The sequence below is a fragment of the Streptomyces sp. NPDC048383 genome, from assembly GCF_040651775.1.
Classification (GTDB): domain Bacteria; phylum Actinomycetota; class Actinomycetes; order Streptomycetales; family Streptomycetaceae; genus Streptomyces.
In genome coordinates this window covers 1-18,356 of the sequence record NZ_JBEZKS010000028.1, presented here as the reverse complement: position 1 = coordinate 18,356, position 18,356 = coordinate 1, and the positions used below count along the sequence as shown (strand labels likewise).

Annotated in this window: 14 protein-coding genes; 7 read left to right on the top strand and 7 right to left on the bottom strand. The window is 72.3% G+C overall.

Features of this window, described 5'->3' with window-relative positions; all coding sequences use genetic code 11:
* Positions 1–45: 45 nt before the first annotated feature.
* On the bottom strand, positions 46–612 hold the full coding sequence (locus AB0D46_RS20090) for a DUF937 domain-containing protein (RefSeq protein ID WP_362879125.1): 567 nt from the start codon (positions 610–612) through the stop codon (positions 46–48).
* Positions 613–935: 323 nt separating this feature from the next.
* On the opposite strand from AB0D46_RS20090, the gene AB0D46_RS20085 reads away from it, so the two are divergent.
* Both AB0D46_RS20085 and AB0D46_RS20080 read left to right on the top strand, forming a co-directional pair.
* On the top strand, positions 936–3,179 hold the full coding sequence (locus tag AB0D46_RS20085) for an ATP-dependent RecD-like DNA helicase (protein WP_362879123.1): 2,244 nt from the start codon (positions 936–938) through the stop codon (positions 3,177–3,179).
* 182 nt (positions 3,180–3,361) lie between these two features.
* The gene (locus AB0D46_RS20080; RefSeq protein WP_362879121.1) at positions 3,362–4,651 is read left to right on the top strand and encodes a citrate synthase; all 1,290 of its coding nucleotides are present in this window, start codon (positions 3,362–3,364) and stop codon (positions 4,649–4,651) included.
* Positions 4,652–5,066: 415 nt separating this feature from the next.
* Here the strand turns inward: AB0D46_RS20080 and AB0D46_RS20075 are convergent, their stop codons facing one another.
* On the bottom strand, positions 5,067–7,370 hold the full coding sequence (locus AB0D46_RS20075; protein ID WP_362879119.1) for a heavy metal translocating P-type ATPase: 2,304 nt from the start codon (positions 7,368–7,370) through the stop codon (positions 5,067–5,069).
* Positions 7,371–7,465: 95 nt separating this feature from the next.
* Positions 7,466–7,765, bottom strand: coding sequence for a heavy-metal-associated domain-containing protein (locus AB0D46_RS20070; protein WP_362879117.1), 300 nt, complete (start codon positions 7,763–7,765; stop codon positions 7,466–7,468).
* 137 nt (positions 7,766–7,902) lie between these two features.
* On the opposite strand from AB0D46_RS20070, the gene AB0D46_RS20065 reads away from it, so the two are divergent.
* Complete coding sequence (locus AB0D46_RS20065) at positions 7,903–9,123, top strand: cation:proton antiporter (protein WP_362879240.1); 1,221 nt, start codon at positions 7,903–7,905, stop codon at positions 9,121–9,123.
* 40 nt (positions 9,124–9,163) lie between these two features.
* Here the strand turns inward: AB0D46_RS20065 and AB0D46_RS20060 are convergent, their stop codons facing one another.
* From AB0D46_RS20060 to AB0D46_RS20050, 3 genes are all read right to left on the bottom strand, one after another.
* Entirely contained in the window at positions 9,164–9,364 is a 201-nt protein-coding gene (locus AB0D46_RS20060; protein ID WP_362879115.1) for a MerR family transcriptional regulator, read from the bottom strand.
* 333 nt (positions 9,365–9,697) lie between these two features.
* A complete protein-coding gene (locus AB0D46_RS20055) occupies positions 9,698–10,711 on the bottom strand; it encodes a Gfo/Idh/MocA family oxidoreductase (protein WP_362879113.1) in 1,014 nt (337 codons plus the stop codon).
* Positions 10,712–10,742: 31 nt separating this feature from the next.
* Complete coding sequence (locus AB0D46_RS20050; protein ID WP_362879111.1) at positions 10,743–11,657, bottom strand: sugar phosphate isomerase/epimerase; 915 nt, start codon at positions 11,655–11,657, stop codon at positions 10,743–10,745.
* Positions 11,658–11,831: 174 nt separating this feature from the next.
* On the opposite strand from AB0D46_RS20050, the gene AB0D46_RS20045 reads away from it, so the two are divergent.
* Genes AB0D46_RS20045 through AB0D46_RS20030 form a run of 4 tightly spaced genes read left to right on the top strand, consistent with a single transcriptional unit; the run spans position 11,832 to position 17,035 of the window.
* Positions 11,832–12,830, top strand: a complete 999-nt coding sequence (locus tag AB0D46_RS20045) for a PfkB family carbohydrate kinase (protein WP_362879238.1) — start codon at positions 11,832–11,834, stop codon at positions 12,828–12,830.
* 7 nt (positions 12,831–12,837) lie between these two features.
* Positions 12,838–13,653, top strand: coding sequence for a 5-deoxy-glucuronate isomerase (iolB, locus tag AB0D46_RS20040; protein WP_362879236.1), 816 nt, complete (start codon positions 12,838–12,840; stop codon positions 13,651–13,653).
* Positions 13,650–15,524: a 3D-(3,5/4)-trihydroxycyclohexane-1,2-dione acylhydrolase (decyclizing) gene (gene iolD, locus AB0D46_RS20035; RefSeq protein ID WP_362879109.1), complete on the top strand. Its 1,875-nt coding sequence runs from the start codon at positions 13,650–13,652 to the stop codon at positions 15,522–15,524. The genes iolB and iolD overlap by 4 nt, the downstream gene beginning before the upstream one ends.
* 11 nt (positions 15,525–15,535) lie before the next feature.
* Positions 15,536–17,035: a CoA-acylating methylmalonate-semialdehyde dehydrogenase gene (locus tag AB0D46_RS20030; protein WP_362879107.1), complete on the top strand. Its 1,500-nt coding sequence runs from the start codon at positions 15,536–15,538 to the stop codon at positions 17,033–17,035.
* Positions 17,036–17,158: 123 nt separating this feature from the next.
* Here the strand turns inward: AB0D46_RS20030 and AB0D46_RS20025 are convergent, their stop codons facing one another.
* Positions 17,159–18,205: a DUF916 domain-containing protein gene (locus AB0D46_RS20025; RefSeq protein ID WP_362879105.1), complete on the bottom strand. Its 1,047-nt coding sequence runs from the start codon at positions 18,203–18,205 to the stop codon at positions 17,159–17,161.
* Positions 18,206–18,356 lie beyond the last annotated feature (151 nt).

The window sequence follows — 18,356 nt, the reverse complement described above, 5'->3', positions numbered from 1 at the left end:
ACGGGTGCGGCCCCCGGTGGGGGCGGGCTCCCGCGCGCGTACGGGCTACTTCTTGCCGCCGCCCAGGATCTGCCCCAGCAGGTCTCCGAGGCCGCCGCCGGCGCCCCCGGCGCCGCGAGCCGCCCCCGGCGTACCGGGAGCGGCTCCCGGCGTCGGGGCGCCGCCGGCCGTCGCCCCGCCCGCGCCCTTGCCGGCGGACGCGCGCTTGGCGAGGACGGTCAGCAGCACCGGGATCAGCATCTCGATGACCCGGCTGATGGTGGGCGCGGGGATGCCGGTCTTCTTGGACACGGCGTTGGCCACGGGCCTGCTCACCTTGGCGAGCACCCCGGCCATCATGCCGCCGCTCAGCAGGCCGCCCATGCCGCCGCCGAGCGTGGCCACGCCCCGCAGTGGCGGCTCGGTCACCTCCGCGATGGCCTGGCGCACCTCCACGCCGTCGTCGTCATCGGCGTGGGCCTTCTGTTGGAGGTCGCCCGTCATGGCGCCGACGGTTTCGGAGACGGTCTCGCGGGCGCCGGCGGCGTCGGTGCCGAGCAGCCCGGCGATCTCCTGAAGCCTGTCGTCGCCGAGTTCACCCAGCACGTCGTCCTGGAAGGAAGATTCGCTCATGCCGGAAACGCTACGTGTGCGGTGATTCGGTGGCACTTCGGACCGCCGTCGGACCCCCCTTGGGTAATGGAAAGGTAAAGCTCCGTTTCCCGGTGCAACCCTGCGCGCGGATCGTGGGTCGTATGGTGCGTCGGGACTTTCGGGAGGGGATCCGGGGGGATCGGGAAGTCCGACGAGGGAGGGGTAACCGTGAGGGGGTCCGGCCGCGAGGCCGGCCCCCCTTTCGTTCGTCCCCCTCCGTCCGCCGCGGAGCGCGCCGACCGCCGTTCCCCTTCGTCCACACCCCCCGGCGCGCTGTCGGCGCCGGGCGGTAGCGTCGTGCCATGACATCCAACGGGGCGGTGCAGCCGGCGGTGGTCGAGGGGGTGTTGGAGCGCATCACCTACGCCAACGAGGAGAGCGGGTACACGGTCGCCCGGGTCGACACCGGCCGCGGCTCCGGGGACCTACTGACCGTGGTCGGCTCCCTCCTCGGCGCGCAGCCCGGCGAATCCCTGCGCATGGAGGGCCGTTGGGGCTCGCACCCCCAGTACGGCAAGCAGTTCAGCGTCGACAACTACTCGACGATCCTCCCCGCCACCATCCAGGGCATCCGCCGCTACCTCGGCTCCGGCCTCATCAAGGGCATCGGGCCCAAGATCGCCGACCGGATCGTGGAGCACTTCGGCACCGACACCCTCGACGTCATCGAGGCGGAGCCCAAGCGCCTCATCGAGGTGCCGGGCCTCGGCCCGAAGCGGACCAAGCTGATCGGCGCCGCCTGGGAGGAGCAGAAGGCCATCAAGGAGGTCATGGTCTTCCTCCAGGGAGTCGGCGTCTCCACCTCCATCGCGGTGCGCATCTACAAGAAGTACGGGGACGCCTCCATCTCGGTCGTGAAGAACCAGCCCTACCGGCTCGCCGCCGACGTGTGGGGCATCGGCTTCCTCACCGCCGACCGGATCGCCCAGGCCGTGGGCATCCCGCACGACAGCCCCGAGCGGGTCAAGGCCGGCCTCCAGTACGCGCTGTCCCAGTCGACCGACCAGGGCCACTGCTTCCTGCCCGAGGAGCGGCTCATCTCCGACGGCGTCAAACTCCTCCAGGTCGACACCGGACTGGTCATCGACTGCCTCGCCGAACTCGCCGCCGATCCGGAGGGCGTCGTGCGCGAGCCCGTGCCCGACCCGCAGGGCGGCCCGCCGATCACCGCGGTCTACCTCGTCCCCTTCCACCGCGCCGAACTCTCGCTGGTCGGCCAGGTCCGCCGGCTGCTGAACGCGGAGGAGGACCGGATGCCGGCCTTCCGGGACGTGGACTGGGAGAAGGCCCTCGGCTGGCTGGCCGGCCGCACCGGGGCCGCCCTGGCCCCCGAGCAGCGGGACGCCGTACGGCTCGCCCTGACCCGCCGGGTCGCCGTCCTCACCGGCGGGCCCGGCTGCGGCAAGTCCTTCACCGTGCGCTCCATCGTCGAGCTGGCCCGCGCCAAGAAGGCCAAGGTGGTGCTCGCCGCCCCCACCGGCCGGGCGGCGAAGCGGCTGTCCGAGCTCACCGGGGCCGAGGCGTCCACCGTGCACCGGCTGTTGGAGCTGAAGCCGGGCGGCGACGCGGCCTTCGACCGGGACCGTCCCTTGGACGCCGACCTCGTCGTGGTCGACGAAGCCTCGATGCTGGACCTGCTGCTCGCCAACAAGCTGGTCAAGGCGGTGGCCCCGGGCGCGCACCTGCTGCTCGTCGGGGACGTGGACCAACTGCCGTCGGTCGGCGCCGGCGAGGTGCTGCGGGACCTGCTGGCCGAGGGCGGGCCGGTCCCGGCCGTCCGGCTGACCAGGATCTTCCGTCAGGCCCAGCAGTCCGGGGTGGTCACCAACGCACACCGCATCAACACCGGACTGCCGCCCCTCACCGACAACCTGCCCGACTTCTTCCTCTTCCCCGAGGAGGACACCGAGGCGGCCGGAATCCTCACGGTCGACGTGGCCGCACGACGCATTCCGGCCAGATTCGGGCTCGACCCCCGCCGGGACATCCAGGTCCTCGCCCCGATGCACCGCGGCCCCGCCGGCGCCGGCAACCTCAACGGGCTGCTCCAGCAGGCCATCACGCCGGCCCGGCCGAACCTCCCCGAGAAGCGGTTCGGCGGCCGGGTCTTCCGGGTGGGGGACAAGGTGACCCAGATCCGGAACAACTACGAGAAGGGCGCCAACGGCGTCTTCAACGGCACCGTCGGCGTGGTCACCGCCCTGGACCTGGACGAACAGCGCCTGACGGTCCGTACGGAGGAGGACGAGGAGGTCGTGTACGAGTTCGCCGAACTCGACGAGCTCGCCCACGCCTACGCGGTCACCATCCACCGTTCCCAGGGGAGTGAATATCCGGCCGTCGTGATCCCGGTCACCACCGGTGCCTGGATGATGCTCCAGCGGAACCTGCTCTACACGGCCGTGACCAGGGCGAAGAAACTGGTCGTCCTGGTCGGGTCACGCAAGGCCCTCGGCCAAGCGGTGCGTACCGTTTCGGCTGGCAGGAGGTACACGGCGCTGGCATCCAGACTCTCCGGCCGGATACCGGTGGGAAACATCACCTAAATGATCGATCATTCGGGGTTCCCCGCCCGGTGCGGAAGGGGCAGGATGTTCAAGTTGACGGCACTCAGTGCCGTCAAAAGGACCAAAGGCCGACCCCGAGTGCACTCTCCTGCGCCAAATGGGGGAAGGTAGAGGCAGTCAGGGCACCTCGAAGAAGAGGCACTACGTCGGTGAGGGATGACGTGAGCGACAACTCTGTAGTACTCCGGTACGCGGACGGTGAATACACCTACCCGGTGGTCGAGAGCACCGTCGGTGACCAGGGCTTCGACATCGCGAAGCTGCGGGCCCAGACCGGGCTCGTCACTCTGGACAGTGGCTACGGCAACACCGCCGCCTACAAGTCCGCGATTACCTATCTCGACGGCGAGCAGGGGATCCTGCGTTACCGCGGGTACCCGATCGAGCAGCTGGCCGAGCGTTCGACCTTCATCGAGGTCGCCTACCTGCTGATCAACGGGGAGCTGCCGACCGTCGACCAGCTCGCGTCGTTCCGCAACGAGATCACCCAGCACACGCTGCTGCACGAGGACGTGAAGCGCTTCTACGACGGCTTCCCGCGGGACGCGCACCCGATGGCGATGCTGTCCTCCGTGGTCAGCGCACTGTCCACGTTCTACCAGGACAGTCACAACCCCTTCGACGACCAGCAGCGCCACCTCTCGACGATCCGGCTGCTGGCCAAGCTGCCGACGATCGCGGCGTACGCGTACAAGAAGTCGGTCGGCCACCCGGTGGTCTACCCGCGCAACGACCTCGGCTACGTCGAGAACTTCCTGCGCATGACCTTCTCCGTGCCGGCCCAGGAGTACGACCTGGACCCGGTCGTGGTCTCGGCGCTCGACAAGCTGCTGATCCTGCACGCGGACCACGAGCAGAACTGCTCGACCTCCACCGTGCGTCTGGTCGGCTCCTCGCAGGCGAACATGTTCGCCTCGATCTCCGCCGGCATCTCGGCCCTGTGGGGCCCGCTGCACGGTGGCGCCAACCAGTCCGTCCTGGAGATGCTGGAAGGCATCAAGCAGGACGGCGGCGACGTCGACGCCTTCATCCGCAAGGTGAAGAGCAAGGAGGACGGCGTCCGGCTCATGGGCTTCGGACACCGCGTCTACAAGAGCTTCGACCCCCGCGCGAAGATCATCAAGGCGGCGGCCCACGACGTCCTGTCGGCGCTCGGCAAGAGCGACGAGCTGCTGGACATCGCGCTCAAGCTGGAAGAGCACGCGCTGGCCGACGAGTACTTCGTCGAGCGCAACCTCTACCCGAACGTGGACTTCTACACCGGCCTGATCTACCGGGCCATGGGCTTCCCGACCGAGATGTTCACCGTGCTCTTCGCGATCGGCCGGCTTCCCGGCTGGATCGCCCAGTGGCACGAGATGATCAAGGAGCCCGGCTCCCGCATCGGCCGCCCGCGCCAGATCTACACCGGCGAGGTCCTGCGCGACTTCGTCCCGGTCGAGGCCCGCTGACACCGGACCTCTCGGCGTTCGCGCCGCCGCGGTGAGCCGCGGCGGGACCTGTGCGAAAAGCGCCCCGCCGTCGATCCCCCCACGGGTCGACGGTCGGGGCGCTTCCCATTCCCCGGATGCGGACTCCCCCCACGGGACCCGCGCCGGGGCGTCTGTGTGCCGGGACCCGTTCGGTTCGGGAAGGCCGCTCAAGGCTCCCGCGGGCACGTGCCCCGGCCGGCTGATGCCCGGACGTCCCCCAAGACCTCCGTCAAACGTCCCCCAAGACGTTTTTGGCATCGCCCCATTAGACCCGTGGCGACCCCGGATGGTTACGTTGTCATCACTGTGATCTGCGTCTCCCGTGAAGGAGATGTGGAGGACCGGGGGAGGCGCTGCTCCCGGTGATCACCCGGGCGGTACCGCCTGCGGTCCCTCAGCGGAAGGAGCGCAGGCGCAGGCTGTTGGTGACGACGAAGACCGAGGAGAAGGCCATCGCCGCCCCCGCGATCATGGGGTTGAGCAGGCCCGCGGCGGCCAACGGCAGCGCCGCCACGTTGTAGCCGAAGGCCCAGAACAGGTTCCCCTTGATGGTGGCCAGGGTCCGGCGGGAGAGCCGGATGGCGTCGGCGGCCACCCGCAGGTCACCCCGTACGAGGGTCAGGTCCGCGGCCTCGATGGCCGCGTCGGTGCCGGTGCCCATGGCCAGCCCCAGGTCCGCCCGGGCCAGCGCGGCCGCGTCGTTGACGCCGTCGCCCACCATGGCGACCGTCCGGCCCTCGGCCTGGAGGCGGCGTACGACCTCCACCTTGTCCTGCGGGAGCACCTCGGCGATCACCTCCTCGATGCCCACCTCCCGGGCCACCGTCTCGGCGACGGCCCGGTTGTCGCCGGTCAGCAGCACCGGCGTGAGGCCGAGCGCCCGCAGCCGGGACACCGCCTCGGCGCTGGTCTCCTTGACGGCGTCGGCGACCACGAGCACCCCGCGCGCCTCGCCGTCCCAGGCGACCAGGACGGCGGTGCCGCCCTCGGCCTCGGCGGCGGCCTTGGCCCGGGCGAGGCCGGGCGGCAGGGTGACGGACCGGTCGGCGAGCAGCCGCTCCCGCCCCACCAGCACGCGGCGGCCGTCGATCACGCCGCTGACCCCGAGCCCGGCCAGGCTCTCGAAGGCCTCCGGGACCGGCAGCGCGCCCTCGCCCCCACCGGTCCGCTCGACGGCCCCCACCGTGATCGCGCGGGCGACCGGGTGCTCGGAGGCGTGCTCCAAGGCGCCCGCGAGCCGCAGCAGTTCCTTCTCGTCGACGCCCTCGGCGACGTGCACCGCGGACAGGGCCATCCGGCCGGTGGTGACCGTACCGGTCTTGTCCAGGACGACGGTGTCGACCCGACGGGTGGATTCCAGCACCTCCGGCCCCTTGATCAGGATGCCGAGCTGCGCGCCCCGGCCGGTGCCGACCATCAGGGCGGTCGGCGTGGCCAGGCCCAGGGCGCAGGGGCAGGCGATGATCAGGACGGCCACGGCGGCGGTGAAGGCGGCCGTCGGATCGTCGGTGATCAGCAGCCAGGCCACCCAGGTGCCCAGCGCGAGCAGCAGGACGACCGGTACGAACACGGCGGAGATCCGGTCGGCGAGGCGCTGCACCTCGGCCTTGCCGTTCTGCGCGTCCTCGACCATCTTCGCCATCCGGGCGAGCTGGGTGTCGGCCCCGACGCGGGAGGCCTCCACCACGATGCGGCCCGAGGTGTTGACGGTGGCGCCGGTGACGGGATCGCCGACGGAGACCTCCACGGGCACGGACTCGCCGGTCAGCATGGAGGCGTCCACGGCCGAGCCGCCCTCGACGACCTTCCCGTCGGTGGCGATCTTCTCCCCGGGGCGGACCACGAAGCGGTCGCCCACGGCGAGCGCGCCCACCGGGACCATCACCTCCCGGCCCCCGCGCAGCACCGCCACCTCCTTGGCGCCCAGTTCCAGCAGCGCCCGCAGGGCGGCGCCCGCCTTCCGCTTGGAGCGGGCTTCCAGGTACCGGCCGAGCAGGATGAACGTGATGACGCCCGCCGCGACCTCCAGGTACAGGGCGGAGGAGCCGTCCGTGCGGGTGACGGCGCCCCCCTGAACGGTGAAGAGGGCGAAGCCGTGCCGCATGCCGGGCATGCCCGCGTGTCCGAAGAACAGGGCCCACAGCGACCAGGCGTAGGCGGCGAGGGTGCCGACGGAGACCAGGGTGTCCATGGTGGCGGCGCCGTGCCGGGCGTTGGTCCAGGCGGCCCGGTGGAAGGGCAGGCCGCCCCAGACGACCACGGGGGAGGCGAGGGTGAGCGAGAGCCACTGCCAGTTGTCGAACTGGAGGGCCGGGACCATCGAGAGCAGGACGACGGGCAACGCCAGCGCGGCGGACACCAGCAACCGCTGCCGCAGCGCCGCCGATTCGGGGTCGCCCACCGGAGCGGCGGCCTGCGCGTCGGCATCGGCCGCCGGAGCCGGCGGCGGGGGTTCCTCGGCGGTGTAGCCGGTCTTCTCGACGGTCGCGATGAGGTCGGCGACGCGTACGTCACCCGCGTACGAGACCCGGGCCTTCTCCGTGGCGTAGTTCACCGTGGCGGTGACCCCGTCCATCCGGTTCAGCTTCTTCTCGATGCGGGCCGCGCAGGAGGCGCAGGTCATGCCGCCGATCATCAGCTCGACCTCGGCCGCACCGGTCGCCACCATGGGCCCGTCGTGCACTGTGCTGCTGCTCATGTCCGGCTCCAGGGGGAGGGCCGGGCCGTACGGAACCGGTATGAGCCGGCCGGCACGACCCGGCGGAGTGCCGCGGAAGTGCGGGGCTGCCGGGCTCAGGCCCGACCGGCGAGCTCGTAACCGGCCTCGTCCACGGCGGCGCGCACGTCCTCGTCGGTGAGCGGGGCGCCGGAGATCACGGTCACCTCGCCGGTGGCGGCGACGGCCTTGACCGAGGTCACGCCGGGCAGGGCGGTGAGCTCGGCGGTGACGGCGCCCTCGCAGTGCCCACAGGTCATCCCGGTGACCTTGTACACGGCGGTGACGGTGCCAACGTCGACGGTGCCGTCGTGGCAGGAGCCGGTGCTGGAGCAGCAGGATCCGCTCGACTGGGGGGTGTCCGTCTCGGCGGTCATCTCGTTCTCCTCTTTCGGGGGGTCTTTCTCATAGATTATACCCCTAGGGGGTATTGAGCGACCATTCGGCGGGTCGTGTGGCGGCGGCGCGGCCCGCGTGATGGACAAACCATCCGGAACATAAGTAAATGTCGCTCATGGATCATCCGGGGACATTCCTCCTGATCATGGCCATCGCCGTCCTCGCTCCGATCCTCGCCCACTGGGTCTCGCGCCGGCTGTCCGTCCCGCTGGTGATCTTCGAAATCGTGCTGGGCATCCTCATCGGCCCCGACGTGCTCGGCTGGGCCCACACGGGCGACGTGATCGACGTCCTCAGCGAACTCGGCCTCGCGATGCTCATCTTCCTCGCCGGGTACGAGATCCGCTTCGAGCAGGTCAAGGGCGACACCCTCAACCGTTCCGTGGTGGCCTGGCTCGTCACCCTGGTGCTCGGCCTCGCTGCCGGCATCCTGCTCGCCCACGGCGACGGCTTCGAGAAGGGCGTCTACATCGGCACCGCCCTCACCAGCACCGCCCTCGGCACGATCCTGCCGGTGCTGCGGGACTCCGGGGACCTCGGGAGCCGCTTCGGGACGGTGATGATGGCCATGGGCGCGGTCGGCGAGTTCGGGCCGATCATCGCCATGGCGCTGCTGCTCAGCGGGCGGGCCCCGGCCGGTTCGGCGGCCGTGCTGATCGCCTTCGGGGTACTGACGGCGGCCGCCGTGTTCTGGGCCCTGCGACCCAAGCCTCCGTGGTTCTCCAAGGTCATCGCCACCACCCTGCACAGCAGCGCGCAGTTCGCCGTCCGGCTGGTGTTCCTGATGCTGGTCGCCATGCTCGCGCTGGCCGAGGTCCTGGGGCTCGACGTCCTCCTCGGCGCCTTCGCCGCCGGGCTGATCACCCGGCTGGTGCTGCACGGGGCGGCGCCGGAGAGCAGCGAGGCCGTGCTGTCGAAGGTGGAGGCCATCGGGTTCGGTTTCCTGGTGCCGCTCTTCTTCGTGGTCACCGGCATCGAGTTCGACCTGGACGCCCTGCTGGCGGGCGGCGGGACGCTGTTGCTGCTGCCCGTCTTCCTCGCGCTGTTCCTGGTAGTGCGCGGGCTGCCGATGTGGCTGTTGGCCCCGCGCGACCTGGGGCGCCGGGACCGCTCGGCGCTCGTGCTGTTCGGCTCGACCGCCCTGCCGCTGGTGGTCGCGATCACCGCCCTCGGCGTCGAGGCCGGGAAGGTGGAGCCGGGCGAGGCGGCGGCGCTGGTCGGGGCCGGAATGCTGTCGGTGCTGGTCTTCCCGCTGCTGGGGATGCGGCTGCGGGCCCGGTCGGGGACCCCGCGGCCGCGGGGCACCCGGGCGGCGGACGAGGCGGAATCCTGGTGAACCGCCGGTCCGGGGCTGGGCCCCGGACCGGGCGGCGCGGTCAGTCCTCGCGGCGGCCCCGGTTGCCGGGGCGGCGTGCCACCCACTCCCGGACGGTGTCGGCGTACCAGTAGGGCTTGCCGCCCTCCACGTGGTCGGGCTGGGGAAGCAGTCCGTGCTTTCGGTAGGACCGCACCGTGTCCGGCTGCACCCGGATATGGGCGGCGATCTCCTTGTACGACCACAGTTGACGGTCGCTCATCGACGACACCTCCTCGTCCACGCCGCGGGGCCGGCCGGGAGGCCGTCGGGGGAGCCGGCGCGTGGACACAGACGATCACTCAGGTTGTGCCCGGAGAACGACGCTGGGTGAAGGCAGGGGAGCGGCTGTCGAGCGCCTGTGACGGAAAACCCGCGTAATGCGGACACGTGTGACACGAGAGCGACTCCTGTGACGGATGCGGCACAGGAGTCGACGGGTGAAAACGCTGTCCAGAAGATGCTTGTACGACCGGCGACACGGCGACACGGCGACACGGCGACACGGCGACACGGTTACCCGGCGGCCGGCGGCCGGCGGTCGCCGGGAGTCCCGTCAGCGGCGGTACAGGTCCGGGCGCTCCGCCAGTCGGACCTCGGTCCGAACGCCGGTGCGGGCCGCGGTCAGTCCCGCAGCGGAGACCGCGGCCGCCGCGTACCCGTCCCAGGCGTCCGGACCCTCGACGCGGCCCCGCGCGGCGGCGGTGACCCACCGGCGGACCTGGCGGTCGTAGGCGTCGGCGAACCGGGTGGTGAAGTCCTGGGTGATCTCCCCGCCCCAGCGGCCGGCCGACTCGACGACCATCGCGTGGCCGTCCCCGATCCGGGCGCTGCCGGACTCGCCGACCGCCTCGCAGCGGACCTGGTAGCCGAAACCGCAGTTGACGAAGATCTCCACGTCCACGATCACCCCGCCCGAGGTCTCCAGCAGCACCAGCCGGGGATCGCGCAGCCCCTCGGGGGCGGCCGAGGACGGCGTGGGGGAGAGCACCGTCACGGCGGTCACCTCCTGGCCGAGCAGCCAGCGCGCCGCGTCGACCTCGTGCACCACCGAATCGGTGATCAGCATGTCGCTGGTGAAGAAGGCCGGCGAGGCGGCGTTGCGGTGGCGGCAGTGCAGGAAGAGCGGCCGTCCGATGCCACCCGCGTCGAGGAGTTCCTTGAGGCGCGCGTACTCGGCGTCGTAGCGCCGCATGAACCCCACCTGCACCAGGCGCCGGCCGAGGCGGCGCTCGGCCTCCATCACCCGCAGGGCGCCCTCCGGGTCGGGGGTCAGCGGCTTCTCGCAGAGCACCGGCAACTGCCGTCCCAGCGCGTGCAGAATCGCTTCCTCGTGGGCCGGGCCGGGCGAGGCGATCAGTACGGCCTCCACCCCGGGGTGGGCGATCGCCGCCGCCGGGTCGGTGTACGCGCCCGCGCCGTCCAGGCCCGCGGCGATCTCCTTGACCCGGTCCCCGTCGGGATCGGCCAACGCCACCACCCGGGCCCCGCCGACCGCGGCGCCGATCCGGCGCACGTGGTCGGCGCCCATCCTCCCCGTCCCGATGACGGCGATGCCGAGCGTGCTCATGTAACGGGTGTCCCTTCGGGGGTCAGGCCGGTCAGCGGGCGCCGCAGGAGCGCAGGTAGGCGCGGGTGCGCCGGGCGATGGGCAGCGGCCGGTCCGGCGGACACGGGTACATGTCCTGCTCCACGATCGCGAACAGGTCCACGCCGAGCCGCTGCGCGGCCGCCAGTACGGGTTCCAGCGCGGGCACCCCCGACGGGGGCTCGCACATCACCCCGCGCGCCACCGCCGGCCCGAACGGCAGTTGCTCCGCGACCACTTCGGCGAGGATCCGCGGATCCACCTGCTTGAGGTGCAGGTAGCCGATCCGCTCCCCGAAGGCCTCCACGGCCTCGACGCTGTCCCCGCCGCAGTACGCGTAGTGCCCCGTGTCCAGGCACAGGGAGACCAGCGCGGGGTCGGTGGCGTCCAGGAACCGGGCCACGTTCTGCGGGGTGTCGATGTGGGTGTCGGCGTGCGGGTGGACGACGATCCCCAACCCGTACCGGTCCTGGACCTCCCGGCCCAGGCGCTCGGTCTGCGCGGCCAGTTCACGCCATTGCTCCGGGGTCAGCACCCGGTCCTCCAGCACCTTCCCGGTCTTGTCGTCGCGCCAGAAGGAAGGGATGACGACCAGCCGGTCCGCGCCCGTCGCCGCCGTGAGTTCCGCGATCCGCGACACGTGCGCCCAGGTCTCGTCCCACACGGCGGGCCCGTGATGGAGTCCGGTGAAGACCGTGCCGGCGGACACCCGCAGGCCCCGCCGGGCGGTCTCGTCGGCGAGGCGGACCGGATCGGTGGGCAGGTAGCCGTACGGGCCCAACTCGATCCACTCGTAACCGGCGTCCGCGACCTCGTCGAGGAAACGGTCCCAGGGCGTCTGGAGGGGATCCTCGGGGAACCAGACACCCCAGGAGTCCGGAGCCGAACCGATGCGGATACGGGTCAACGCGGGCGGGGAGGACGTCATGTCGGCCACCTTAGGGTGCGAGGCTCGAAGGGACGAGGAAGACGAGTGGGAGGAGGGCCTGCGGTGACCACGGAGCAAGGCCGCGCGGACGGCGGGGCGGACGGCGGGGCGGACGGTGGGGCGGACGGTGGGGCGGACGGTGGGGCGGACGGCGGGGCGTACGACCTCATCACCATGGGGCGGATCGGGGTGGATCTCTACCCGCTGAAGACCGGTGTACCGCTCGCCGAGGCGGACACCTTCGGCAAGTTCCTCGGCGGCTCGCCGACGAACGTCGCCGTCGCCGCCTCCCGACTGGGGCGCCGTACCGCGGTCATCACCCGGACCGGCGCGGACCCCTTCGGCGCCTACCTGCGCTCCGAACTGCGCGGCTTCGGCGTCGACGACCGGTGGGCGGGGGAGGTGGACCGCTGGCCGACCCCCGTCACCTTCTGCGAGATCTTCCCGCCGGACCACTTCCCGCTGTACTTCTACCGGCTGCCCAAGGCCCCCGACCTGGAGATCCGCCCCGAAGAGGTGGACCGGGACGCGGTGCGCGCCGCCCGGGTGTTCTGGATGACGGGTACGGGCCTCAGCGCGGAGCCGAGCCGCAGCGCCACTCTCGCCGCGCTGGAGGCCCGCTCGGAATCCGGGTCGGCCGCGCTGGAGGTCCGCTCGGAATCCGGGTCGGCCGCGCTGGAGGCCCGCTCGGAATCCGGGCCGGCCCGCGCCACCGTCTTCGACCTGGACTGGCGGCCCATGCTGTGGGAGGGGTCGCCGCAGCCCTGGTACGGGCGGGCGCTCGCGTTGGCGACCGTTGCCGTCGGCAACGCCGAGGAGTGCGAGATCGCCACCGGGGAGAGCGACCCGCACGCCGCCGCCCGCGCGCTGCTCGCGGCCGGGGTGGAACTCGCCGTCGTCAAGCGGGGCCCGTTGGGCGTGCTGGCCGCGGATCGCGGCGGCGCGGTGGTGGAGGTACCGCCCGTACCCGTGACCGTGGTGAACGGGCTGGGCGCCGGCGACGCCTTCGGGGGCGCCCTGGTCCACGGGCTGCTCGCCGGCTGGGACCTGGAACGGATCCTGCGGTACGCCAATGCCGCGGGGGCCATCGTCGCCTCCCGGCTCGCGTGCGGGGCGGCGATGCCGTTCCCCGCCGAGGTGGAGGAGGTGCTGGCGCGTGCCGCTGGTGTCTGAGACGGAGATGGCCTTCACCCGGCTGCGGGTCCTCGACCTCGCGCCCGGGGAGACGTACGCCTTCGCGTGCGGGGAGGCGGAGTGGATCGTGCTCCCGCTGTCGGGCGGCTGCGAGGTCCGCTGCGCGGAAGCGGAAGCGGGGGACGCGGTGTTCCCGTTGCGCGGGCGGAGCGGGGTGTTCGACGCGGTCAGTGACTTCGCCTACCTGCCGCGCGACGCGCACGCGGAGGTCACCTCGGCGGCCGGCGGGCGCTTCGCCCTCGCCGGCGCCCTGTGCGAGCGCCGGCTGCCCGCCCGCCACGGGCCGGCCGCCGGGGTACCCGTCGAGCTGCGCGGCGCCGGGACCTGCTCCCGGCAGGTCAACAACTTCGCCGCCGCCGACGCCTTCCGCTGCGACCGGCTCATCGCCGTCGAGGTGCTCACCCCCGGCGGGAACTGGTCCTCGTACCCGCCCCACAAGCACGACGAGCACCATCCCGGCGAGGAATCCCGGCTGGAGGAGATCTACTGGTTCGAGATCGCCGCCCACGGGGGCGTCCCCGGCCTCGGCTACCAGCGGGTCAGCCCCTCCCCGGCGGGGCGGACGGACATCCTCACGGAGGTGCGGACGGGCGACACCGTCCTCATCCCGGACGGCTGGCACGGCCCCTCCATCGCCGCTCCCGGACACGACATGTACTACCTCAACGTCATGGCCGGCCCGGCCGACGGCACCCGGGAGTGGCTGATCCGCGACCACCCCGACCACGGCTGGATCCGGGACACCTGGGCCGGGCACCCCGTGGACCCCCGGCTGCCCTTCTACCGCGCGGAGCAAGCATGAGGCTCACCGTCGCCCAGGCGCTCGTACGCTTCCTGGCCCGCCAGTACACCGAACGCGACGGCCACCGGCAGCGGCTCATCGCCGCGACCTGGGGGATCTTCGGGCACGGCAACGTCGCCGGGATCGGCCAGGCCCTGCTGGAGAGCGGGCCGCGGGCGATGCCGTTCTTCCAGGGACGCAACGAACAGGCCATGGTGCACGCCGCCGTCGGCTTCGCCCGCCAGCGCGGCCGGCTGTCCGCGCACGCCGTGACCACCTCCATCGGGCCCGGCGCGACCAACCTCGTCACCGGCGCCGCCCTCGCCACGATCAACCACCTGCCGGTGCTGCTGCTCCCCGGGGACACCTTCGCGACCCGGCCCGCCGATCCGGTGCTCCAACAGCTCGAAGTGCCCCACGCGGGCGACGTCTCCGTCAACGACACCCTGCGGCCCGTGTCCCGCTACTTCGACCGGATCACCCGGCCCGAGGCGCTGGTCCCCGCCGCCCTCCAGGCGATGCGGGTGCTCACCGACCCCGCCGCGACCGGCGCCGTCACCCTCGCGCTGCCGCAGGACGTACAGGTGGAGGCGTACGACTGGCCCGAGGAGTTCTTCGCCGAACGGGTCTGGCGGATCAGGGCGCCGCAACCCGACCCCGAGGAACTCGACGCGGCCCGCGCCGCCCTCCGCGCGGCCCGTCGACCGCTGATCATCGCCGGCGGCGGGGTGCGGCACAGCGGCGGCGGGAACGCCCTCGGGGCGCTCGCCGCGGCCACCGGCATCCCCGTCGCGTCCACCCAGGCGGGCAAGGGCTCGCTGCCCTTCGACCACCCGGCCGACGTCGGCGGCATCGGCCACACCGGCACGGCCACCGCCAACCACCTGGCCCGCGAAGCCGACCTGGTGCTGGGCGTCGGCACCCGGTACACCGACTTCACGACCGCCTCCGCCACCCTGTTCCAGAACCCCGACGTCCGGTTCGTCAACCTCAACGTCGCCGCGTTCGACGCGCACAAGATGGCCGGCGCCCCGCTGCTCGCCGACGCCCGGGCCGGCCTGCGGGCACTCGCCGAGGGCCTGGCCGGACACCGCGTGGACCCCGCGTACGAGGCCGCGTACACGGCGGCGAAGGCCGACTGGCAGACCCGCGTCGACGCCGCCTACGCCGTACCCGCCCCCGACGAGGACCGGCCGCCCACGCAAGGCCAGGTCCTCGGCCTGCTCGACGCCCTCGTCGACGACACCGACATCCTCATCAACGCCGCCGGCTCCCTCCCCGGCGACCTCCACGCACTGTGGCGGGCCCGCTCCGGCGACCAGTACCACGTCGAGTACGGCTACTCCTGCATGGGCTACGAGATCCCCGCCGCGATCGGCGTGACCCTCGCCGCGCCCGGCCGCCCCGTGTGGGCGCTGGTCGGCGACGGGACGTACCTGATGAACCCCACCGAGATCGTCACCGCCGTCCAGGAGGGCCTGCCGCTGCGGCTGGTGATCCTCGACAACCACGGCTACGCCTCCATCGGCGGCCTGTCCGGGGCCGTGGGCGCGGAAGGGTTCGCCACCGCGTACCGCTTCCGGGGGGCCGACGGCGCGTACGACGGCGCTCCCCTTCCGGTGGACCTCGCGGCGAACGCGGCTTCCCTGGGGATGGCCGTCATCCGCACCCGCACCGTCGGTGACCTGCGAAAAGCCCTCGCCGAAGCGCGGGAGGCGGACCGTCCCACATGTGTCTACGCACAGACCCGAACACCCGACACTGTGTCGGGCCCACCCCCGGCACAGGCGTGGTGGGATGTTCCTGTGGCCGAGACCGCGACCCGTACGTCGGCGGCCCTGGCCCGTGAAGAGTACGACCGGCAAGCCGCGCAGCGACGTCGCCATCTGTGAAGGAGCAAGGCATGAAGACCGTCAACCACTGGATCGGTGGCAAGACCGTCGAGGGCGCGTCGGGCAACTACGGCCCGGTCACCGACCCGGCGACGGGCGAGGTCACCACCCAGGTCGCCCTCGCCTCGACCGAAGAGGTCGACGCGGCCGTCCGGGTCGCCAAGGAGGCCTTCCTCAGCTGGGGCCAGTCCTCGCTGGCCGCCCGCACCAAGGTGCTGTTCGCCTACCGCGCCCTGCTGGACGCCAACCGCGACGCCATCGCCGAGCTGATCACCGCCGAGCACGGCAAGGTCCACTCGGACGCGCTGGGCGAGGTGGCCCGCGGCCTGGAGATCGTCGAGCTGGCCTGCGGGATCACCGTGCAGCTCAAGGGCGAGCTGTCCACATCCGTCTCCAACCGGGTGGACGTCGCCTCGATCCGCCAGCCGATCGGCGTCGTCGCGGGCATCACCCCCTTCAACTTCCCGGCGATGGTCCCGATGTGGATGTTCCCGCTGGCCGTGGCCTGCGGAAACACCTTCATCCTCAAGCCGAGCGAGAAGGACCCCTCGGCCGCCAACAAGCTGGCCGAGCTGATGACGGAGGCCGGCCTGCCGGCGGGCGTCCTCAACGTCGTCCACGGCGACAAGGTCGCGGTCGACGCGCTGCTCGCGCACCCCGACGTCGCGGCCGTCTCCTTCGTAGGCTCGACCCCGATCGCCCGCCACATCCACACCACCGCCTCCGCCAACGGCAAGCGCGTCCAGGCGCTGGGCGGCGCCAAGAACCACATGCTCGTCCTGCCCGACGCCGACCTGGACGCCGCCGCCGACGCGGCCGTCTCCGCCGCCTACGGCTCGGCCGGCGAGCGCTGCATGGCGATCTCCGCCGTCGTCGCCGTCGGAGCCATCGCCGACGAACTCGTCGAGAAGATCCGCGAGCGCGCCGAGAAGATCAAGGTCGGCCCCGGCAACGACCCGACCTCCGAGATGGGCCCGCTGATCACCGCCGCCCACCGCGACAAGGTCGCCTCGTACGTCAAGGGCGCCGCCGCCCAGGGCGCGGACGTCGTCCTCGACGGCACCGGCTATACGGTCGAGGGCAACGAGAACGGTCACTGGATCGGCCTGTCCCTCCTCGACAACGTCAAGACCGACTCCGACGCCTACCGCGACGAGATCTTCGGCCCGGTGCTGTGCGTGCTGCGCACCGACACCTATGAGGAGGGCGTCGCCCTCATCAACGCCTCGCCGTTCGGCAACGGCACCGCGATCTTCACCCGCGACGGCGGCGCCGCCCGCCGCTTCCAGCTGGAGATCCAGGCGGGCATGGTCGGCGTGAACGTGCCGATCCCGGTGCCGGTGGGCTACCACTCCTTCGGCGGCTGGAAGGACTCCCTCTTCGGGGACCACCACATCTACGGCAACGACGGCATCCACTTCTACACCCGCGGCAAGGTCGTCACGACCCGCTGGCCCGACCCGGCCGACGCCCCGTCCGGCGTGGACCTGGGCTTCCCCCGCAACCACTGACGGCCGCCCCCCACGAACCCAGGAGCCCCCGACCACCCTCACCGGTCGGGGGCTTCCTGCCGTCGCCCGACTTCGCCGTGAGCTGCACGGTGCGAGCGCACGGGGAGGGGGCGCGGCTGGTCGTCAGCGCCCGCCCACCAGGTCCGGTACGGGATCCGGGTGTTCCGGGACGGCGCGGCGGCGACGCCGCAGGATCAGGAGGGCGGCGCCGGCGGTCGCCGGCAGGAGGACGGCGCCGGCGGCCGGCCAGGGAACGGCGAGGAAGTCCGTACCGGACTGCGACCGCAGATCCGGGTGGGCGGTCGCGTCCGCCGAGACCTTCACGTCCACCCAGTCCAACTGCGGTGCGTCCGGCCACGCTTCGGTCAGTTCGGCGCGCTGCCCGGGGAGCAGGACCAGGCCGGTCGCCCTGGCGGGCCGGTCCAGGACCTCCCGTCCGAACAGTCCGCGCGCGGAGATCGTCACGCGCGGTTCGACCACCACGTTGCCCCGGTTGACCAGGGTGTAGGTGACGCGGGCGCGGGCGTCGCCCAGCCAGGGCACGAGGGGGGCGCTGCGGCTGACCCGTACGTCCTCCACGCTCAGGCCCGCGGTCACCGGTCCCGGCACCCGGAAGTACAGACGCGCGCCCACCGACCGCTTCACACCGACCTGCACCTTGCCGTCCCGTTGCACGCCCTCGACGGCCGTGTTCAAGGCGACGATCCCGCCGACGTGGTCGCCCGGGGTCGCGTCCGCGGGCACCTTCACATGGAACGGGACGTCCTTGCGGCCCTTCGGCGGGACGGTCACGGTCGTCGCCGCCTCGGGAGCCAACGCGATCCACGCGCCGACGTCCTTCGGCTTCGCCTCGACCGGCAGCAGGGCGAACGCGCCGCCCGACGGGGTGTTCATCGCGTCCGTCGCGAAGACCTGGAACGTCAGCTCACGGTCGGAGGAGTTCAGGATCGTCACGCTGTCGCCGAGGGTCGTCCCGGCGGCGCCCTGGTGGAAGAAGTAGGCGCGGTCGGTCATCGCCGCCCCGGCCGGGGGCGTGGGGAAGACGCCCCAGGTGCCGTTGTCCGCGGCCGTGGCCGTGCTCGGGGCGGTGGCGGGGAGCAGCAGGGCGCACAGACCGGCCAGCAGGACGGCGACGCTGCGGGGGCGCGTGGGGCGGCGGCGGATGCGCATGGGCGGGTCTCTCCAGTCGCGGCGCGGAGCGGGAAAAGGGGTGGTGGGGGGGGGGGGGGGCCCCGCCCCCCCCCCCCGGGGGGCGGGGGGGGGGGGCGCGCGGGGGGCAACCAATGAGGTTGTTGGGTGGAGGTTTTGTAGGGGAGGTGGT